This is a genomic window from Bombilactobacillus mellis, assembly GCF_000967245.1.
GTDB classification, from domain to species: domain Bacteria; phylum Bacillota; class Bacilli; order Lactobacillales; family Lactobacillaceae; genus Bombilactobacillus; species Bombilactobacillus mellis.
Genome location: NZ_KQ033877.1, coordinates 821,003 through 839,570, shown reverse-complemented (window position 1 = coordinate 839,570; position 18,568 = coordinate 821,003). Strand labels below are relative to the sequence as shown.

The window sequence follows — 18,568 nt, the reverse complement described above, 5'->3', positions numbered from 1 at the left end:
GTTAAAATAATATGTTGTAATTCCTCAGAAAGTGTGAATTCTTAATGACAACTGTTAAATGGAAAACTAAATTAGCAATCTTAGCAACTGGTTTTTTATCCTTTATTGGCATTCTTATTGAAACTTCCATGAATGTAACCTTTCCCACCCTCATGCATGAATTTCACGTTGATCTAGCGACGATTCAGTGGGTAACTACCGGTTATTTATTATTAGTAACAATCGTAATGAGTACCACTTCTTATCTCATAAAGCGTTTTGATACGCAAAAAATCTTTTTTACAGCAGCACTGATGTGCTTATTAGGCACTTTACTTTGTGCAATCGCTCCCAATTTTCCCACTCTAATGCTGGGACGGTGGTTAGAAGCCATTGCTACAGGGCTTTCGACCCCGACTTTATTCCATATCATTACTTCGCAAATTCCTGCCTACAAATTAGGGATTTACACTGGCTTTGCCACGATGGTTACCTCGTTTGCGCCCGCATTGGGACCCAGCTATGGCGGCATTATCAATAATTACACTTCTTGGAGATTTATTTTTTGGGGAGTAGTACCAATTATTATTTTAGTCATGCTTACGGGTATGTTCACTATTAAATTACCAGCCCGGCACGATAACTCTCGTTTTGATTTTCTGGGATTAATTATTTTGGCTTCGTTGATGATTACTTTAATAGTTAGTATCGATCAGGGTGGCAAAAACAGATTCAATAGTTGGCAATTTGGGGGTGGATTGATTTTAGTACTGTTTTTACTTATCATTTTTCTGCAGCATCTCAAAAACGGTCACCGTCAATTACTCAATTTTACCATTCTGCAAACGCCTTTAATCGGACTTCGAGCCGTTAATTTCTTTATCTTACAATTTATTAATATTGGTATTTCTTTTGTCATTCCAATTTTAGCTGAAGAAACCCTCCAGGCTAACTCGATGACTGCGGGATTAGTGTTACTTCCAGGATCCATTTTAGGTGCAATCATCTCTCCTTTTGCAGGAAGCATTTATGATCACTATGGGTCTTGGCCACCTCTTTTAATTTCAAATGTTGCCATTCTTATTGGTGCCATTCTTTTTGCTAGTACTGTTCCCCAAATGACTTTGGGCTTGATTTTATTTTTTTATTGCTTTATGCGCGGAGGCTTTAATTTTGGTTATGGTAATACTATGTCCGACGCCAGTAAATTAGTTGCGCCCGCCTCCCAACCAGATGTTAATTCGCTTTTCAATACTTTGCAGCAATATGCCGGGTCTTTAGGCACAGGAATTATGTCGGCTGTAGTTTCCGCTCAACAAATTAATCTTCATAAAACTACTGCCAATGTTGCTGCTAGTGCTGCCAAAGGCTGTCAGCTTGATTTTGTCATTCTTATTATTTTGGCTGGTGTTGCTTTAGGTACAACCATCATCGGAGAACGGATTTTACGAAAAGCTAATCATTAAAATAGCGTCAAAACAAAGTTTGTCTTGACGCTGCTTTCATCTTAGTTATTGCCAGTTCATTTACACCTGATCAAAATCCTTAATCCAACCTAAAGCCAGGGCTTTTTCTCCCAAATGGGTTCCAATTACTGGACCAAAATAGCTTTGCTCAATAGTCGTATTAGGAAACTTTTTTCGCAGAGCTTCTGTCCATAAATTATTCGCTTGCGGATCGTTAGCATCAATTACCACTAACCGATAAGGAAAATCCGCTTGAGCCTGAGCTTGTGCAAAACGTTGTTCTGTTTTTAAATACGCCTTTTTAAGTGAACGTACTTTTTCGTAAGCCACAATTTCATCAGTTTGATTATCAAATGTCAGTAAGGGCTTAATATTCAGCATTGTGCCAATGACAGCTGAAGCATTAGACAAGCGCCCGCCCTTAACTAAATTAGTTAAATCGTTGACAATGATATTCTCATCAATAGTACTGCGCAAATCATCCAACCGCGCTAAAATCTTATCCAAATCCTGATTAGCAGCAGCCATTTTAGCGGCTTCGATAGCCAAATAACCCATTAAGCGAACAGTAATCCGAGAATCATAAGGAATAATCTTAATATTAGTTTGACTGGCAGCCAAAGTCTTGAGATTGTTAATTAATCCGGAAATAGTAGCTGCTAAATGTATGGAGATGACAGCATCATAGCCTTCAGCCGCTAATTGATCGTAAACCTGACTCATTTCACCTAATGCAGGCTGCGAGGTCTTGGGTAAGTCTTTTGAATTACGTAAGTGATCATAAAATTCTTGGTTTGTGATATCAACGCCTTCGTGATACATGTGTCCATCAATAATTACCGGTACTGAAATCACACAAATTTGATACTTTTCTGCTTCTTCTTTTGATAGATATGAAGAGCTGTCTGTAACTACAGCAATTTTCATATATTCTTCACCAACCGTTCTTCAATAAGATTATCCAAAGTAGCATTTACAATAGGAACAATTGTATCACATTATTATAATTAGTGTAAAATATTAATTGAATAAATTCGCGCTAATTGATAATTAAAATAAAAAACCATTGGAGTTGTTAATTTCATGTCATTTGATGGAGTATTTACTCATACAATGGTTGCTGAATTACAAAATAAGCTCTTATCCGGACGAATCACCAAAATTCAGCAGCCCTTTGCTTTAGAACTATTATTAACAATTAGGTCATTTAATCACAACTACAATTTGCTGCTGTCAGCTAACCCGAATTATGCCCGGGTACAAATTACCCAAAATAAGTTCGTTAGTCCGCCACAACCCAGCAATTTTGTTATGACCTTGCGTAAACATTTAGCAGGAGCTTTTATTAAAAATATTTCGCAAATAAAAAATGACCGCATTATTGTTTTTTCCTTGGAAAATCATGACGAATTAGGTGATCGACAGAATTATATCTTATATGTCGAAATTATGAATCGTCACAGTAATATTATTCTTGTCAATCACCAAGACCAACAAATTATCGATTCTTTAAAACACATCAGCTTAAGTCAAGACCGTTATCGGCAGTTATTGCCACATTTAAGTTACAAATTACCCCCACAACCAAATTTAAATGATCCTTTTGATATTTTTGCACGGGAAAAATTTGTCAAAGATCATACTTCAGAACTAGTAGCTCAAAATCCAGCCCAAACAACCCAGCTTTTAAAAGCCAACTTTATGGGGTTGGGTAAGGATACATTACAAGAACTAACTTTTCGTCTCACTAACACTACAGCGGAACCGGCTTTTATTTTACGGGCTTTGAATGAGACTTTTAATCAGCTGCACACCCCTCAAGCCTGTATTTACAGCAATGAAAAACGCCAAATTTTTACCCCGATCAGCTTTCAAAGCTTACAAAAACAAAACTTTACTGTGGAAAAATTTGACTCTTTAAGTACGATGCTTGATATTTATTATCAAGATCGGGCTCGTCAAGACCGGGTGCGCCAACAAGCGGATAATCTATTACAAGTCATTAAAAGAAATTTAAAACGGGATCGTCTCAAAAGTGAACGACTAAAAAAAGATTTGCAAAAAACCTCTCAAGCTCCGGCCAAACGTCTACGTGGTGAACTTTTAACTACTTTTATGAATCAGGTTCCCCAGGGAGCTAAAACTGTAACTTTGCCTAATTATTATGAGAATAATCAACCTTTGACAATTGCCTTAAAGCCGGACCTTAGTCCTTCCAAAAATGCTCAGAGATATTTTAAAACTTATCAAAAATTAAAAAACTCTACTGCTCACCTCAAAGAACAATTAGAACTGACACAGCAGGAAAGTGCTTATTTTGAAAGTATATTAGCCCAAATGGAATATGCTCAACCGCAAGATTTAGCTGATATAACTTTGGAATTACAGCAACAAGGGTATCTCAAAGCTAAGAAAAAAGCTTCGAGAAAACCCACCAAGGTCCGTCATGGCGACATATTTAAGGCAACGGACGGCACTGAAATTCATGTCGGCAAAAATAATTTGCAAAATGATTATTTAACTATGAAATATGCTGACAAAAGATATACGTGGTTGCATATTAAGAATCTTCCCGGTTCCCATGTCATCATTGCTGCTCTTCATCCCTCAACTGCCACTATTAAACAAGCAGCTCAATTAGCAGCATTTTATTCCAAAGCCGGCAAAAATCCAGCCAAAGTCCCAGTTGACTATACTTTAGTCAAGCATGTGCATAAGCCCAAAGGTGCTAAACCGGGATTTGTTATCTATACTGATCAAAAGACCTTACTCGTGGTTCCCCAAAATAATTTAAAACCTCAATAAATCCTCAAAAGGACAAGAGCTATCAAGATAGCTCTTGTCCTTTTTCTAATTTCATTTCAAAATTTGCCGATAAGAAGCTGGCAAATCAAAATAATGGACTTTAGTAGTATATAAGCCTGTATTAGAACGTTGACAATTAATCTTACGGCCAAATAAATGCTTGCTTTTTTGTGATTTCGAAGGTGCAATCCCTACTAATGAATGACATAAAACGTCAATAAAGTTAGGATTAACCTGACTAATAATCCCAATATTAGTGGTAAAACCGGCTAAATATTTAACTACGGTCTCATCAACGATAATCAGTGTCCCGAAAGTTAAATGAGAAAGTTTTTTATTAACAAATTCTGTTGCCAGCTGTACTAACCGGGAATTTAATTTGCCCGGTACAGCAGTCATTTCCCAGTGCTGACCGGTATTTCTTTTTAATACACTAGTAATTGGTAAAGACAGCCAGACTTTATGTTCCTGATTTTGAATAAAACTAATTTCCGTTAATACGCGCTGTTTAGCCAATAAACTCCGCTGATAATCCAAATTATAAAGCGAAATCGGATAGTTTACATGTTGATTTTCTAAAGTATTAATTGTAATATTCAAGCGATTTTGCTGTTCATATAAATAGGACTTGTTATAATCGGAATCGATATAATAATCCCCAACTATACTGGAATCAATTTTACTTAAAAGATAGCCCTCAGAAGCCACTGAATAACCATCCATCTGAAACTGATGCAGCAATTGGTAAGCCAGAATTGACATTTCATAGTTAGAAATCATATCTGAATTGGGATAATTTTTTAGAATAATTTGATAATTTGGCTGGCGAGGTTGCGGATCATCTAAATAAACAGTAAAATAATTATTCACTGCTCCTTGATTTAAAGAAAATGAACTGGGGGTCGGCAAAGTCAAGCAATTAAGTGACAATTGTGTCGTAATTTCTGCTACTTGTTTGGTGGTGATATTCCATAATTGAGCAATGAGAAAATCCGAAAATCCATAACGCTTACAGATAGTTAGAATTTCTAAATTACCCTTTTTATATTCAAGTAAACGTGCCAAATCTAAGAGGTGTTTTAAAGTTTCTAAAAAAACCAAATTAAATTTAGTAAAACTTTGAACTTCCTGGACATCAAATCCGCGATCTAAAGCCTCGCAGACAGCAATAATGCGTTGGATATTGGTATGAAACAATAAGGCTTCAATTTGTTCATCATCCAGCTTGGAATCTGGTTTATTAATGAAGATATCATCAGTTAGATCCAGGATTTGCAAGCCTTTCATGATTACACTTTCCAAGTTATTACCGCTGACAATTACCGACCCCAAAGAAGAAGTATGGGGACCTAAATTACTAACCAGCTGTGATTCCCGACATTTTTGCCAGATGGGAAAACGCGCTGTAAGATGATTGGAAGTTAATTCAACGGCTGCATTAATTGTGGGGCCCGCCAGCGTGGTTACCTGCTCTAAACGATGTCCGATACTTACTTGACAAATAACTTCAAACAAAGGGTAACCTGTACTAGCAATAATAGGTAAAATTTTACTTTGAAATAGTGGCGAAATAGCCAAAACATAAAAAGAATTTGTTTGCTCATCTACAGCTAAATCAAACGTACAAATACCAACTATTTTTAATAAACGGGTTAATTTTAAAACCGCATCCCGTAAACGCTGAAACATATCATTAGTCAAAGAAAATACCGGCGTGACGCTAATAGAATCATTAGAATTAATACCGATTGAATCCATATCTTCTGACGAATAAATTAAAGCCGCATTATCAAAACGATCTCTAATAGTGGTCATGGTTAGTTCTTTAAAGTTATTAATACTGCGTTCAATTTCATAACCATCATCAGCCGTGGTGGTGGCTAATAATTGAGCCAATTCTTCTTCAGTATTAATACTGTTCCAATAAGTTTTTTGTTCCTTATTATTAACCCGAATAATAATCGGAAAATGATGCTGCTGCACAAAGGCCATCGCTTCCTCAAAATTATGGACAATTTGATGTTCAATAATACGAAAGCCCTGCTTTTGTAAATAATTAGTTAACGCCTTATGACTAATAGTCAAATTCAAATTATTCTTATTTAAAACCAGCAGTTTAACCTGATGTTGCTGCAAAAAATCCTGCTTGATCAAATTTCGAAAAATGCTTAAATTTTGATTGGCGGTATAAGTAGGAAAAATAAAATCAATCTGATATTGTAAAATAATCGTCTTTAAATTATTTAAGTTAATCTCTTGAAACACAATTTGCGTAGCAACTGTCCGAAATTCTGGAAAAAGTTCCCGATTTTCTGTTAATAAGATCGTCTGATATCCTGCTTGTTGGAAAGATTTTAAAGTAACATAAATAGCTTTTTCCTGTGCCAGCTTTTCTCCCGAAACTAAGCCGGTAGTGGTCCCAATTATTAAAACATTTTTTTTCATAATTGTTTGCCCTGCTTAAAGGAATTAATCATTTCAATGAATTCATCAAAAACATATAAAGAATCATGTGTTCCCGGAGCTGCTTCCGGCTGAAATTGCACTGTCATTGTCGGATCATTACGGTGTCGCAAACCTTCAATAGTATTATCTTCCAGGCAACGATAAGTAATAAAGAAGTTTTTCCGCAATTGATTATCCGCAACTACTAAATAATTATGATTGTGATTAGAAAACTCAATATTTTCCGTAGCAACTTCTAAAGTCGGGATATTAGAGCCATGATGTCCATAAGCCATTTTCTCAATAGTTGCTCCATTAGCCAGCGCAATTACTAAATGTCCTAAACCGATTCCCATCAAGGGAATCCTACCTTCTAATTGCTGGCAAGTAGCGATGGTTTCCGGAATTTCCTGGGGATCGCCCGGTCCACTGGTAAATAAAACTGCATCCGGATCCAAGTCAAGAATATCCGCTGCACTAGCATTATACGGTAAAACTAAAGAATCACAACGCCGAATAGATAATTGTCTTAAAATGGAAAATTTCAATCCCAAATCAATTACGACAATTTTAAAACCTACGTTAGGATTTGGATAAGGCTGTTTGGTCGAAACCGTTTTGACACGATCACGCGGGATTACTAAGGCATGAATTTGATCAATAGCATGTTCATCATCCGTATCCATAATACTGGCTTTTAAAGTACCATGTTTTTTAATATGCCGGGCCAAACGTTGAACATTAACATTAGTAATACCTGGCAAGCGCCGTTTTTTTAAAAAATAAGCTAAAGAAGTATGGTCACTAGGGTCCAATTGATTAAAAGGAATACTGTTAAAGATAACTCCTTTGCAACTTAACGCAATGGATTCATAGTCATCACGATTCATCCCAATTGTATTAATTACTGGAGCCATAAAGACAATAATTTGGTCATTATAAGTTTGATCAGTAATTGCTTGTTCGATGCCGCTAACATTATTAGTTATAACCAATTCTCCCGTAGAAATAGCGCTTGAGCCCACACTATCACCACTGAAGACAGTTCCATCTTCTAGAATTAAATATCTTTTCATTTTTAGTACATTAATTAATTAGTAATAATTTCAATTTTATCTTCATCATCAATTTCGGCCATCGATACTTTAATCGTCTCTTTATGTGAAGTCGGAATATTTTTACCCACATAGTCGGCGCGAATAGGCAATTCACGGTGACCCCGATCCACCAAAACAGCTAATGAAATCTTGCTGGGACGGCCAATACTCATAATAGCATCTAAAGCAGCCCGAATAGTCCGGCCTGTATAAAGAACATCATCTACTAAAACGATGTGTTGTCCGTCTAAATCTTTTTTTGTAAAACTAGGGGCTTCCCCCTTCTTACTAGCAGGATGATCGTCGCGATAGTTAGTGACATCCAAATCAAATTGCGGTACTTCAATATTCTCTAGTTGATATAGCCGTGACTTGATTCGTTTAGCCAAATAAGCTCCCCGAGTTTTAATCCCAATTAAGACTAAGTTTTGATTGCCCTTATTTTTTTCAATAATTTCATAAGTTATCCGTGTTAAAGTCCGTTTCATCGTCTTATCATCAACAATTGCTTTATTCATTATTCTGTCCTCTCTCGTCGTAATTGCTGTAAAGCTGTTTGAAATACTGCGGGCGGTTCAACGTGAAATTGCAACCATTGGCCACTGCGGGGATGTTGAAATCCTAAAGTGGCGGCATGCAAAAATTGACCAGCACCACTCAAAGTATGACGTGGGCCATACAAAGGGTCTCCGGCAACAGGATGATTGATATATTGCAGATGAACCCGGATTTGGTGCGTTCTGCCTGTTTCCAAGCGGCATTTAATTAAACTAAAGTTGGTAAAATTTTCTAAAACTTGAAAATGAGTTACAGCGGGTTTGCCCTGGGCAATCACTGTCCAACGCTTGCGATCTTGGGGATCACGGCCAATAGGAGCATCAATTGTTCCCGATTTTTCGGAAAAAGGTTGATGTACAAGGGCCAGATATTCACGTAAATTGGTTTTCGCCTTAATTTGGGCACTCAAAGAACGTTGGGCTAATTCAGTTTTTGCAACCATTAATAAGCCCGAAGTATCTTTATCAATTCGATGAACAATTCCAGGACGAATCGGGTCCAAACTCTGCAATTGCGTATGATACAAAACCGCATTAACCAAAGTCCCATCCGGATGTCCCGCAGCCGGATGAACTACCATTCCCTGGGGTTTATTAACTACTAAAACATCTTGATCTTCATAAACAATCGCCAGAGGTAATTTTTGCGGTTTGGCAGTTAAGGGTTCTCTCTGGGGGGCTGTTACAGTCACTTCCATATTTTGCGAGAGCCGATAGCCCGTCTTCGTAATGATTTGACCATCGACTTGCACTCGACCGGTTTTAATCCAATTTTGAATTTGCGACCGCGAAAATTCCGGATGAAACTGTAAAATAATTTTATCTAAACGCCCTGAAGAATCTAAATTATTGAAATTAAAAGTAATAATAATTACTGCTCCTTTTTTAATTATCTGTTTTAAAAATATAGATGATTAATAAGACTACGCCGCTGGTTATCAAAATATCGGCAAAGTTACAAACAAAATTTAAAAAAGGCAGATTAAAAATATTTAAATAAATCATATCTACCACGTAGCCATGCAGCAGGCGATCCAGCGCATTACCTAAAGCTCCCGCTAACAGCAACGATAAACTTACACCTAAGAAATGGGACTTTCTCCCATATTTAATCAGCAAAAATAGCAGGACTACAATTGCGATCACAGTAATAATTAAAAAGAATAATCTTTGTCCAGACAAAATATTATAAGCGGCACCATGATTATTCAATCTGATAAAAGCTAAAAAATTAGGAATAATTATTTGTTCTTGACCAGCAGGCAATTTAATAATAGCCCAATATTTTATTAACTGATCTATTCCTAATCCTAAGACAATAAGCAAACCATAAATCCAACCCATTATTTTAACCTAATAACCTAAAATAGACCGGTAATTTCATTATTATCAGCAATATCCATCTGTAAAGCTGCTGGTTTAGTTGGCAAACCGGGCATTGTCAAAATACTCCCAGTTAAAACTACTAAAAATCCTGCTCCCAGGTCAGGAACCAGAGACTGAATATGCAAATCAAAATCTTGCGGGGCGCCTAATTTTTGCGGGTCATCACTAAAAGAATACTGGGTTTTAGCAATACATACAGGTAAGTTAGACCAGCCATTTTTTTCAATAAGCTGTTTTTGCTTCAAAGCTGATTTGCTGAAGATTATCCGCTTAGCACCATAGATATTTTGAGCAACTTGAGTAATCTTGTCTTCAATACTATCTTGATCTTGATATAGCCGGTGATAAGAAGCTGGCTGAGACCAATCAATTATTGCTTGAGCCAATTCTAAAGCACCTTTACCGCCATCTTGATGGACAGTTACCGGATAAGCTTGTGCGCCTAGTTGCTGACACAATTTTTGTAATAATTGAACTTCGCCATCGGTATCATTACTAAAACGATTAATCGCCACAAAAACCGGCAGTCCGAAATGCTGCATATTTAAAATATGGCGTTTTAAGTTGGCAAAACCAGCACTTAAGGCCGGTTCATTAGGCTGATTAACATCTTTTAAGTCGACTCCGCCGTTATATTTTAATGAACGAATTGTAGCTACAACAACTGCTACATCCGGCTTTTTATCTAACTTAGGTGAAACAATATCTAAGAATTTTTCCGCGCCTAAATCTGCACCAAAACCGGCTTCCGTTAAAGCGTAATCACCTAAATGCAGTGCCAAATTAGTAGCAATAATACTATTGCAGCCATGGGCAATATTGGCAAAGGGTCCACCGTGCATAATGACCGGTGTATGTTCCAATGTCTGGACCAGATTAGGTTTAATTGCATCTTTGAGAAGTAAAGTCAGGGCTCCTTGCGCATGCAGATCTTTTACAAAAACCGGCTGCTGATCATAGGTGTAACCAATCAAAATCTGACCTAAGCGCTGTTTTAAATCCGCCCGGTCTTTTGCTAAGCACAAAACCGCCATCATTTCTGAAGCAACCGTAATTTGAAAATGCTCTTCTCGTACCACTCCCGAACTAGGTCCGCCTAAACCAATGACTGTATTACGTAAAGCCCGGTCATTGACATCAAGCGCCCGCTTCCAAATAATGCGTCGGGGATCTAACTGCAGCTGATTACCATGTTGTAAATGATTATCAATTAAAGCTGCTAATGTATTAATAGCAGCGGTTAAAGCATGCATATCACCCGTAAAATGAAGATTAATATCTTCCATAGGTACTACTTGGGCAAAACCGCCGCCAGCAGCGCCGCCTTTAATACCCATTACCGGACCTAAAGAAGGCTCGCGCATGGCCACCACAGTTTTTTGCTGTAACTGTTGCAAAGCATCAGCTAAACCTACCATAACCGTAGATTTGCCTTCTCCAGCTGGAGTTGGATTCATAGCCGTTACCAAGATTAATTTCCCCAGAGGTTGCGCTGTTGCTTTTTGAATAGCAGCAGAACTAATCTTCGCCTTATAATTTCCATAAAGTTCTAAATCCTGCGGCTGTAATCCTACTTTAGCTGCAATTTTAGTTATTGCTTGAATTTCCTTTTTTTCATTTTCCTGTGCAATTTGAATATCACTTTTCACATTTTTCACATCCCGAATTTAAAGATTGTAGTTGCAGGACACCTTTTTTACTTAACCATAACTGTAAAGGAAAGTAACTTTTATCACGAAAATAAAAAATACAACGGTGTCGATGACAGTTAATTTTCTTAATTTGAGAAAATTGGAATCGATGTTGATTAGAATTAAATAAACTATGAATAATCAACAATTGCTGCTGACTATCAATTATTAAAATGTGCTGTTGCCATTGTAAAAACATTGCTATTAAAGATAAAACAATTAAAAACCAAGCTCCCCAATTATTCCATTGGCTTTCAAATATGATAATTAGGCCTAAAAACAGCACACTTAAAATCCAGCACCAAGTGATAATTCCCACTTGACTGGCTAATTGATAGTGAAATTTTTTAATGGTATTCACCTCATTTACTATGCTCTAGTGATTTAATTTTATCACAAAAATCAGCATTACTAATGATTGCCACTATAAAATAATGAGAAAAATCCATGACAAAAATTATATTTAAAGTTATGATGGCCTTAAATAATACTAAGAAAGAAATGGACATGAGCTTTATGATAAAAGAATACTCGCTTAGTGATCAATTTACAATTATTAATGCTAACGATATCACTGCAACTGATCAAAAAAGACTAATTACTGACTACCAAATTACTCATGAAACTATCAATTATGCGCTCGATAACTTAGAACGCCCCCGCATTACTTTTAATGAATTAACCCAAAGTTATTTAATGGTTATTGCTATCCCTTCATTTCATGATGAGCTCGAAAATATGATCCAATCAGTTACCTTGGTCGCTAATAAGCAACATATTATTTGTTTTACCACTCATTATAGTCAACATGTCATGAAATATATTAGTAGATTTTTTAACCAAAACAATAACTCCCAAAATATTATTTTGGAATTGTTTGCCTATCTAATTCAGGAAATATCTAAAGAATTTTTAGATGTTCTGAAAGTTTTTTATGACCAGCAGGAAAAAATTGAAGTAGAATTTCATAAACGCTCGCGGCGGGCTACAACAATTACAACCTTAGCCGAATTACAATCTAAAATCACTTTTGGTTTAACTTCTGCTTCAGGAAATGATGATTTAATTGATCAAGTTAAAAATATTTTTCGCCTACCCAATCAATCCCGCAAAATAAATCATCATACGCGCAAACAGCTGGAAGCCGCACAAATCGAAGCCAACCAAGTTTTGAAAAATTTTCAACTCTTAAATGAAATTGTTCAACAATTATCAGGAACCTACAACAATATTTTAAATAATGAAACTAATGATGTTATGCGTTATCTAACAGTTTACTCACTGATTTTAACTATTCCGACAATTGTCGTAGGCTTTTATGGAATGAATATGCATCTGCCCTTAGCTCATGGGAGTTGGGCGTGGTTATATGCACTGATTATTACAATCGTTTTAACCATTATCTTAATTATTGATATGATTCGTCGTCATTTTTTATAAGTGGGATGGCCCCAATATTGAAACAGATCCGTTCTTAAAGCTCCATTATATAACTTACGCCGTTTGGTTGCCTTAGTACCGTAATATTTTTCAAATTGCAAATCACTGGATAGATAATACTTACTCCAAGTAGTTAATTTTTCAAAATTACTTCCCATTTGCTGATACAGATTACGGGCCTGATCTTGGTCCTGCATTCTTTTTCCATAAGGAGGATTGGCAATCAAAATTCCGTTAGCAGCCTGTAATCTTAAATCTTTGACAGCAATTTGCTTAAACTGAATATCGTGTAACACTCCTGCTTGATAAGCATTTAATTTGGCTAAATCAATCATCCGGCCATCAATATCGCTGGCACTAATTTGTAAATTACCACTGGGAATAATTTGTAAGCGGGCCTGTTCGCGGACTTTTACCAATAATTCCGGCTTAAACCAGGGAAAATTCTCAAAAGCAAAGTGCCGCTGTAACCCTGGCGCAATCTGACGTCCGATCATAGCTGCTTCAATTGCAATTGTTCCTGACCCCGTGGTAGGGTCACAAAAAGGATCATTCGCCCGCCAAGGTGTCAATAAAACTAGAGCGGCAGCAAAATTCTCTTTCAAAGGAGCGCCCCCGTGTTCTTGGCGATAGCCTCGTTTAAATAAGGAAGCACCTGTAGTATCAAGGGTAATTTCGGCCTGATCTTTAACCAGCCGAATTTCAATGGGAAAAGTTGCCCCACTTTCAGGAAGCCAACCTTGACGATGATATACCGTAGCCATTTTTTCCACAATGGCTTTTTTAGTAATTGCTTGAATATCCGGTTGCGAATGTAACTGTGAATGAACGCTACGTCCTTGGACCGGAAAGGCGGCATCCAAAGGCAACCATTGATCCCAATCGAGTGCGCGAACATTTTCAAACAATTCATCAAAAGTGGTTGCGGCAAATTCTTTTAACACAATTTTAATACGATCCGCACTGCGCAACCATACGTTAGTTCGGACAATATCAATGAGATCACCTGTAAAATAAGCTTTCCCATTTTTAAGCTGCACTTGATAACCTAAGTTCTGCAGTTCTTTTTTCGTCACGGCTTCTAAGCCGGCAGCCATAGTTGCTAATAATTTCATCGTTTCTCCTTTTATGTTATAGTCTTATTTCTTCTTTAATAATAGTTATACAAAAAAAGAGCAGAACAAGTCCGCTCTCAGCTCTACAGATTTCTATAAGCCACGTTCTGTTCCAACAGTTACGCTACTAACTGTTTTTAGTAATCATCTATCTACACTATTACTAGTGTTTTCGACGTAGGTTTATTTTCCCGTATCGAAACTCCCCTACCAAAGTTTGGGTTTCCTGCTCGTGGGGTTTACCCGTTCCATTCTTTTGTTTCCAAAAGACTGCGTTTCTGTGGCACTTTCAGGCTACTTTTGCCTAATCTAAAAGACCTTAGCAATTTGACCGCCGTAATTCGATTGCCGAATTCTCCAGCTTATTGGGCTGAACGCGAACACTATAAGCATTGCAGCTTATGCCGGCGTGGACTTTCCTCAGCTTGCATTCACAAACCGCGATTACTCAAAACCTGCAGAATTACATTTTACTCTTTTTCAAGTGAAAATACCAGAGTTTCATCATTAATTATCGCTTAATTGTTCACTGGAATTGACAATTGGCTGACGATGAGCATAATGGTTATTACTTTCGCTACTGGCTGATTGGCCAAATACATGCCGTTCCAAATTAGATAAACGTTTTAAAATGTCATAATAGGTGGTTCCAGGTGCCGAATTATCCATCGTAGTATTTACTGGCTTGCTATTAGTTTCTGGTTTATCACTACTTTGGCTTTGATGAACACCACTATTATTATCTATTTGTTCAATTAGCCTTTTATTTTCTGATTTTAAATCAGCAATTATTTTAGTATATGCTTCATAATCCTGGATAATTTCATCTAAAAAAGAATCAACTTCCTTAGCGTTATATCCCTTAATTGTAGTCCTAAATCTTTTTTCTACAATCTGTTTGGGATCCAACTTAACTTCTGCCATTAATCAAACACCCCCATTGCTTCTCTTATAATTATAACAAAAACTAAACCCAGCTAAAAAAATAAACCAGAACTTTAGTTTTTTTTAAAATTCTCTTTGGGAATCTGCAAACTCTTGCAAATCATAAAAACTGATTAATCGTAATTCATAATCATGTTGCCTTTGATAACGCCGAATCGCCTGGTATTCATATTGACATTTTCCAGGAAATTCCAAATCGTAAACCAATAAGCTGCTATCCGTATGTTGCAGCATGAATTGTTGCCAATTGGTAAATTGGCGGGGATTAAGATAATTTTGATTACTAACACTTTGATGATAATCGGCTGCTTGTATAGCTTGAATTAAATGCTGTTGATTTTTTTCACTCCAATGCTGAGACATATTTTTAAAAGGAGTCATCAGTGCCACTTGTAAATTATACGCTTGTAATTGCGGTTTCTTAGCTACCGTAACTGCATATTGCTCGATTCCTAATTGACCTCCTGTTAAAATCCATTGCAGACCTTGATCACAATATTCTTCTAAAACTTGCAGCAAATACTTTTCAATAATTTGTTTTTTGGGATCCTGATCTTGAAAAATCTTTAATTCATAAGAACGATAACCACTAATCCATAAATTTTTAACACTTTTCATTCTTCATCATTCTCGTCTATTTAGTAACCATGATATAATGTTTAACGATTAGGAGTGATTTAATTGGACATTAAATATCCAAAAGGTGCGACTTTAACTGCCAGTTCATCTGCCGCTGCTAAAAGACCGACTATTTTTGGCGATCGCGGAATGACACTGGAACAAGAGATTAACGAAAGCAACACCTATTATCGCAAACAAAACCTCGCTGTTATTTATAAAAAACCCACCCCGATTCAAATCGTTAAAGTTGACTATCCTAAACGCAGCCGAGCAGTAATTCGCGAAGCTTATTTTCGTCAAGCTTCAACGACTGATTATAATGGAGTGTATCAAGGCTATTATATTGATTTTGAAGCCAAAGAAACAAGACACAAGCGTTCATTTCCTTTGAGCAATTTTCATGAACATCAAATTCAGCATCTGGCTAACTGCTTGCAGCAGCAAGGAATTTGTTTTGCAATTATTAAATTTGTAACCCTACAACGTTATTTTGTTTTACCGGCAGCCGTTTTAATTGATTTTTGGCAAAAAGCTAGTCATGGCGGTCAAAAATCCCTGCCCCTTCATTTTATTGAAACAAACTCTTTTGAAATCAAAGCTGGCTATAATCCTATCTTACCTTACTTGGATATTTGCCGCCAACTAATTAAGCTCACAGGAGAACATCATGGCTAATTCACGCATGGCAAAGTACCATCAAGTATCATCCAAATCACCTAAACGTTCACATTTTTTTAAATACCTCTTATTAATTATAATCGGACTGTTAGTTCTTAGCTTGGGGATCTTTCTTTATTACGGATTGAGTGCTCCTAAGATTAACGCCGAAGTGCTTCAAAGTGGCGGTTCTTCCACTATTTATGATCGCCATGGACAAGAAATTACCGCTTTAGGTAATGAAAACCGCACTTATGTCACCATTGATAAAGTTCCGACTCAAATGCGTGATGCAATTATTTCAACCGAAGATCGACATTTTTATCAAGAGCATTTGGGAATCAACCCGTTTAGAATTGCCAGAGCCGCTATTAATAATTTAGAAGGTGATTCATTACAAGGTGGAAGTACTTTAACTCAGCAATTAATTAAGCTATCCGTTTTTTCTACGAAAAAATCTGATCAAACTATTAAGCGTAAAATGCAGGAAGTTTGGCTTGCCGTCCAAGTCGAACGGAATTTTTCCAAAGATCAAATTTTAGAATATTATTTAAATAAAGTTTATTTAGCTAACGGAACTTACGGTTTTCAAACGGCGGCTCATTATTATTTTGGAAAAAATCTCCAGCAACTAACCTTGGAGCAAATGGCTTTACTGGCGGGAATGCCACAAGCTCCTAACAATTACGATCCCTATAAAAATCCCCAGGCTGCTAAAAACCGGCGGGATCTGGTTTTAAAAGCAATGTATAATAATAATAAAATTACTTTGGAACAGGCGCAAGCCGCCAAAAATACGCCTATTACTACTGGTTTAAAACCTTATCGGCCTAATACCGGTGTGGGCGAAAACAAGTTAATTGTGGACCCTTATATTAAAGAAGTTATCCATGAAGTAAAGGCTAAGGGCTTTGACCCTTATCGTGACAATTTAAAAATTACCGTTAATATGGATATTAAAGCACAAAAGCGGTTATATCAAATTGTTAATGGTTCTGAAATTGCTTTTCCAAATGATCAATTGCAAACTGGTGTTAGTGTAGTCAATCCGCAAAACGGTGCGGTCATTGCTATGATCGGGGGACGTAAATTGGGTAATGTCCAATTAGGATTAAACCGGGCCGTACAAACATCGCGCAGTAATGGCTCTACTATGAAACCTATTCTCGATTATGCTCCTGCCATTGAATATTTACACTGGTCAACTAATCAGACCCTGCGTGATACACCTTATACCTATCCAGGCACAGATATTACTCTTAATAATTGGGATCATACCTATATGGGTAATATTCCCTTACGGACTGCTTTAGCTGAGTCAAGAAATGTTCCAGCGGTTAGAACCTTAGGTGCAGTTGGATTCAATCGCGCTCGTAAATTTGCCCGCAAGATGGATATTAAAGTTGCGCAAAATGAAGGTCTTTCGGCCGGTATTGGCAGTAATGTTTCTTCGCTACAACTAGCTGGTGCTTATGCCGCCTTTGCCAACGGTGGTACTTATTATAAGCCTGCCTATGTAGCCAAAATCCAAACCATTGACGGTCTTAATCATCATTATGATAATCCCGGTAAACGGGTCATGAGTGAAGCTACTGCGTATATTATTACCGATATTTTAAAAGACGTGGTTAAACCAAGCGGTATGGGATCCCAAGCTTATATTAGCGGTTTATATCAAGCAGGTAAAACCGGAACCACAAATTACAGTAATGAAGAGCTGAGTCGTAACCCCGCTTTAGCTAATACTGCCAAAGATGCCTTATTTGCCGGTTATACCAAGAATTATGCCATCGGAGTTTGGACTGGTTATGATCAACCAAATATTAGCGGAGTGGACACTACCCAGCAAAAATTGGCCGGTCAAATCTACCAACGTTTAATGCGTTATTTGTCCACTACTTCCACCAACACTAATTGGAGTAAACCTTACAGTGTCGTCCGCGTATCCGGTACCAATATTTTATACGTTCGCGGACATCATCCGAATAATGTTTCTGAACATAGTAGTTCAGCCGCTTCCCGTCATCAGCAAGACAACGAATCTGTAATACCAAATCGAGGCCGCCGGGAAAATAATAGTACTAGTGAAAATGAAGATGGTGAAGAAAATAATAACAGTGATAGTGATTTAGATAATAGCAATTCTCAACAACCTAACGATAATTCTAACAGTCAAAATTATCCTAATGATAGTTCTGCCGGTGACAACCATTTTCCACCTGCAACTAATAATCCTAATCAAAATTCTAACGCTAACACTAACTCGCAACAGCCAGTGACACCACCAACTAATAATTCCACCAATAATAGCTCTAGTGTCACGCAACCATAAATAAAATTTTTGTAGATAGCAAAAAAGCTCTG

The 18,568-nt window shown here is 37.0% G+C and carries 16 protein-coding genes and 1 other RNA gene; 5 read left to right on the top strand and 12 right to left on the bottom strand.

The genetic code is table 11. The features are described 5' to 3' along the window. Positions 1-44 precede the first annotated feature (44 nt). Positions 45-1,445: an MFS transporter gene (locus JG29_RS04060; protein ID WP_045922615.1), complete on the top strand. Its 1,401-nt coding sequence runs from the start codon at positions 45-47 to the stop codon at positions 1,443-1,445. 60 nt (positions 1,446-1,505) lie between these two features. On the opposite strand, the gene JG29_RS04055 is transcribed toward JG29_RS04060, so the two are convergent. Then, positions 1,506-2,372 carry a DegV family protein gene (locus tag JG29_RS04055; protein WP_045922614.1) on the bottom strand — a complete coding sequence of 289 codons (867 nt, stop codon included), beginning with the start codon at positions 2,370-2,372 and terminating at the stop codon, positions 1,506-1,508. Between the two features lie 156 nt (positions 2,373-2,528). Between JG29_RS04055 and JG29_RS04050 the strand changes: the two genes are divergently transcribed. Continuing rightward, positions 2,529-4,250, top strand: coding sequence for an Rqc2 family fibronectin-binding protein (locus JG29_RS04050; protein WP_045922613.1), 1,722 nt, complete (start codon positions 2,529-2,531; stop codon positions 4,248-4,250). Positions 4,251-4,301: 51 nt separating this feature from the next. On the opposite strand, the gene JG29_RS04045 is transcribed toward JG29_RS04050, so the two are convergent. The 7 genes from JG29_RS04045 to JG29_RS04015 are packed head-to-tail and all read right to left on the bottom strand — an operon-like array spanning position 4,302 to position 11,787. Then, entirely contained in the window at positions 4,302-6,695 is a 2,394-nt protein-coding gene (locus JG29_RS04045) for an ATP-binding protein (RefSeq protein WP_045922612.1), read from the bottom strand. Next, positions 6,692-7,771 carry a carbamoyl phosphate synthase small subunit gene (locus tag JG29_RS04040; RefSeq protein ID WP_045922611.1) on the bottom strand — a complete coding sequence of 360 codons (1,080 nt, stop codon included), beginning with the start codon at positions 7,769-7,771 and terminating at the stop codon, positions 6,692-6,694. The genes JG29_RS04045 and JG29_RS04040 overlap by 4 nt, the downstream gene beginning before the upstream one ends. Positions 7,772-7,785: 14 nt before the next feature. After that, a complete protein-coding gene (gene pyrR / locus JG29_RS04035; protein WP_045922610.1) occupies positions 7,786-8,310 on the bottom strand; it encodes a bifunctional pyr operon transcriptional regulator/uracil phosphoribosyltransferase PyrR in 525 nt (174 codons plus the stop codon). Next, positions 8,310-9,215: an RluA family pseudouridine synthase gene (locus JG29_RS04030; RefSeq protein ID WP_084232537.1), complete on the bottom strand. Its 906-nt coding sequence runs from the start codon at positions 9,213-9,215 to the stop codon at positions 8,310-8,312. Before JG29_RS04030 ends, pyrR begins: the two co-directional genes overlap by 1 nt. Positions 9,216-9,234: 19 nt before the next feature. After that, positions 9,235-9,693 carry a signal peptidase II gene (gene lspA / locus JG29_RS04025; RefSeq protein ID WP_045922608.1) on the bottom strand — a complete coding sequence of 153 codons (459 nt, stop codon included), beginning with the start codon at positions 9,691-9,693 and terminating at the stop codon, positions 9,235-9,237. 17 nt (positions 9,694-9,710) lie between these two features. Beyond that, positions 9,711-11,384: a formate--tetrahydrofolate ligase gene (locus JG29_RS04020; RefSeq protein WP_045922607.1), complete on the bottom strand. Its 1,674-nt coding sequence runs from the start codon at positions 11,382-11,384 to the stop codon at positions 9,711-9,713. Beyond that, a complete protein-coding gene (locus tag JG29_RS04015) occupies positions 11,374-11,787 on the bottom strand; it encodes an EbsA family protein (RefSeq protein WP_045922606.1) in 414 nt (137 codons plus the stop codon). The genes JG29_RS04020 and JG29_RS04015 overlap by 11 nt, the downstream gene beginning before the upstream one ends. A gap of 86 nt (positions 11,788-11,873) precedes the next feature. Between JG29_RS04015 and JG29_RS04010 the strand changes: the two genes are divergently transcribed. After that, a complete protein-coding gene (locus tag JG29_RS04010) occupies positions 11,874-12,866 on the top strand; it encodes a magnesium transporter CorA family protein (RefSeq protein ID WP_045922605.1) in 993 nt (330 codons plus the stop codon). Here the strand turns inward: JG29_RS04010 and JG29_RS04005 are convergent. The 4 genes from JG29_RS04005 to JG29_RS03995 all read right to left on the bottom strand — a co-directional run bounded on the left by JG29_RS04005 (position 12,854) and on the right by JG29_RS03995 (position 15,544). Next, positions 12,854-13,981, bottom strand: a complete 1,128-nt coding sequence (locus JG29_RS04005; RefSeq protein ID WP_045922604.1) for a THUMP domain-containing class I SAM-dependent RNA methyltransferase — start codon at positions 13,979-13,981, stop codon at positions 12,854-12,856. The genes JG29_RS04010 and JG29_RS04005 overlap by 13 nt on opposite strands. 91 nt (positions 13,982-14,072) lie before the next feature. Continuing rightward, positions 14,073-14,437: RNase P RNA component class B (gene rnpB, locus JG29_RS08670), an RNA gene on the bottom strand. Positions 14,438-14,488: 51 nt separating this feature from the next. Beyond that, positions 14,489-14,905 carry a cell division regulator GpsB gene (gpsB, locus tag JG29_RS04000; RefSeq protein ID WP_045922603.1) on the bottom strand — a complete coding sequence of 139 codons (417 nt, stop codon included), beginning with the start codon at positions 14,903-14,905 and terminating at the stop codon, positions 14,489-14,491. A gap of 84 nt (positions 14,906-14,989) precedes the next feature. Beyond that, positions 14,990-15,544, bottom strand: a complete 555-nt coding sequence (locus tag JG29_RS03995; protein WP_045922602.1) for an SLOG family protein — start codon at positions 15,542-15,544, stop codon at positions 14,990-14,992. 63 nt (positions 15,545-15,607) lie between these two features. On the opposite strand from JG29_RS03995, the gene recU reads away from it, so the two are divergent. Together recU and JG29_RS03985 are read left to right on the top strand one after the other, a co-directional pair. After that, positions 15,608-16,222 carry a Holliday junction resolvase RecU gene (recU, locus tag JG29_RS03990; protein ID WP_045922601.1) on the top strand — a complete coding sequence of 205 codons (615 nt, stop codon included), beginning with the start codon at positions 15,608-15,610 and terminating at the stop codon, positions 16,220-16,222. Further along, a complete protein-coding gene (locus tag JG29_RS03985; protein WP_045922600.1) occupies positions 16,215-18,536 on the top strand; it encodes a transglycosylase domain-containing protein in 2,322 nt (773 codons plus the stop codon). Before recU ends, JG29_RS03985 begins: the two co-directional genes overlap by 8 nt. The last annotated feature ends 32 nt before the right edge of the window (positions 18,537-18,568 follow it).

Excerpts from the sequence above, each read along its gene's own strand:
- JG29_RS03985 (WP_045922600.1), top strand. The coding sequence starts at position 16,215 with ATGGCTAATTCACGCATGGCAAAGTACCATCAAGTATCATCCAAATCA.
- pyrR (WP_045922610.1), bottom strand. The coding sequence starts at position 8,310 with ATGAATAAAGCAATTGTTGATGATAAGACGATGAAACGGACTTTAACA.
- JG29_RS03995 (WP_045922602.1), bottom strand. The coding sequence starts at position 15,544 with ATGAAAAGTGTTAAAAATTTATGGATTAGTGGTTATCGTTCTTATGAA.
- JG29_RS04060 (WP_045922615.1), top strand. The coding sequence starts at position 45 with ATGACAACTGTTAAATGGAAAACTAAATTAGCAATCTTAGCAACTGGT.
- lspA (WP_045922608.1), bottom strand. The coding sequence starts at position 9,693 with ATGGGTTGGATTTATGGTTTGCTTATTGTCTTAGGATTAGGAATAGAT.
- JG29_RS04040 (WP_045922611.1), bottom strand. The coding sequence starts at position 7,771 with ATGAAAAGATATTTAATTCTAGAAGATGGAACTGTCTTCAGTGGTGAT.
- JG29_RS04050 (WP_045922613.1), top strand. The coding sequence starts at position 2,529 with ATGTCATTTGATGGAGTATTTACTCATACAATGGTTGCTGAATTACAA.
- JG29_RS04045 (WP_045922612.1), bottom strand. The coding sequence starts at position 6,695 with ATGAAAAAAAATGTTTTAATAATTGGGACCACTACCGGCTTAGTTTCG.
- JG29_RS04055 (WP_045922614.1), bottom strand. The coding sequence starts at position 2,372 with ATGAAAATTGCTGTAGTTACAGACAGCTCTTCATATCTATCAAAAGAA.
- JG29_RS04005 (WP_045922604.1), bottom strand. The coding sequence starts at position 13,981 with ATGAAATTATTAGCAACTATGGCTGCCGGCTTAGAAGCCGTGACGAAA.
- gpsB (WP_045922603.1), bottom strand. The coding sequence starts at position 14,905 with ATGGCAGAAGTTAAGTTGGATCCCAAACAGATTGTAGAAAAAAGATTT.
- JG29_RS04010 (WP_045922605.1), top strand. The coding sequence starts at position 11,874 with ATGACAAAAATTATATTTAAAGTTATGATGGCCTTAAATAATACTAAG.